Genomic DNA, 1408 nt, shown 5'->3' with positions numbered 1-1408 from the left:
GTCAAGGTGGCGGTGTAAACGATCGAACCGCCTTCGGCCACAGTATCAGTCGCGGTCAGGGTCAGACCGGTCGTGTCCTGAGTATCGGTGACGGTGGTATCAGCCGTTTTGCCGTCGATCTCCAGCTTCTCGTAGTTGCCGCCCTTGGCGTCGTCGATCTTGACGCTCAGGTTGTCGCCGCCTGCCAACGCATCGTTCGGGGTAACGAAGTTGACCGAGCCGCTGCTCGCGCCAACCGGGATGGTAATGGTTTGGCCGTTCGACAGGGTGACAACCAGCGGAGCGCCGGTGACTGGCGCGTTGACCGATGCGGTGTAGACGACGGTGCCGCCCTCGGCAACAGTCGACGTCGCGGTAAGCGAAACGGTGCTGGTGTCGATGGTATCGGTGACGTCAGTAACCGCAGGCGTGGTGCTTGGAACCAGATTCTCGAAGTTACCGCCCGTGGCTTTATCGATGCTGACTTCCACCTTGCCGGCGTCTTTGTAGACGTCGTCTTTCGGCGCATCAACGGTGACGGTGCCGGTGGTTGCACCGGCAGCGATATTAATCACAGCACCGTTGCTCAAAGTAACGGTGACAGGCGTTCCGGCGGCGTTGCTCAGGGTGGCGGTGTAAACGATCGAACCGCCTTCGGCCACAGTATCAGTCGCGGTCAGGGTAAGACCGGTCGTGTCCTGGGTATCGGTGACGGTGGTGTCAGCCGTTTTGCCGTCGATCTCCAGCTTCTCGTAGTTGCCACCTTTGGCGTCGTCGATCTTGACGCTCAGGTTGTCGCCGCCAGCGAGGGCATCGTTTGGCGTGACGAAATTCACGCTGCCCGAGCTCGCGCCAACCGGGATGGTAATGGTTTGGCCGTTCGACAGGGTGACAACCAGCGGAGCGCCGGTGACTGGCGCGTTGACCGATGCGGTGTAGATGACTGTGCCACCCTCGGCAACAGTCGACGTCGCGGTAAGCGAAACGGTGCTGGTGTCGATGGTATCGGTGACGTCAGTAACCGCAGGCGTGGTGCTCGGAACCAGGTTCTCGAAGTTACCGCCCGTGGCTTTATCGATGCTGACTTCCACCTTGCCGGCGTCTTTGTAGACGTCGTCTTTCGGCGCATCAACGGTGACGGTGCCGGTGGTTGCTCCGGCAGCGATATTGATGACCGCGCCGTTGCTCAGGGTAACGGTAACAGGCGTACCGGCAGCATTGGTCAGGGTCGCGGTGTAGGTGATCTGGCCACCCTCGGCAACCGTACCGGTGGCGCTGAGGCTCAGGCCGGTGTTGTCCTGGGTATCAGTGACGGTGGTGTCAGCCGACTTGCCGTCGATGACGAGTTTTTCGTAGTTGCCACCTTTGGCGTCGTCGATCTTGACGCTCAGGTTATCGCCGCCTGCCAACGCATCGTTTGGCGTGACGA

Annotated in this window: 1 protein-coding gene; it reads right to left on the bottom strand. The window is 60.7% G+C overall.

Annotated features, from left to right (window positions below; translation table 11 throughout):
* On the bottom strand, window positions 1-1408 hold a 1408-nt coding region (locus ACLEJQ_RS25710), incomplete at both ends, for an immunoglobulin-like domain-containing protein (protein ID WP_440799907.1).

The sequence above is a fragment of the Pseudomonas sp. SMV71 genome (assembly GCF_052042015.1).
In the GTDB taxonomy this organism is placed as follows: Bacteria; Pseudomonadota; Gammaproteobacteria; order Pseudomonadales; family Pseudomonadaceae; genus Aquipseudomonas.
The sequence above is the reverse complement of the archived record's forward strand: the minus strand, read 5'-3'. Positions and strand labels throughout refer to the sequence as shown.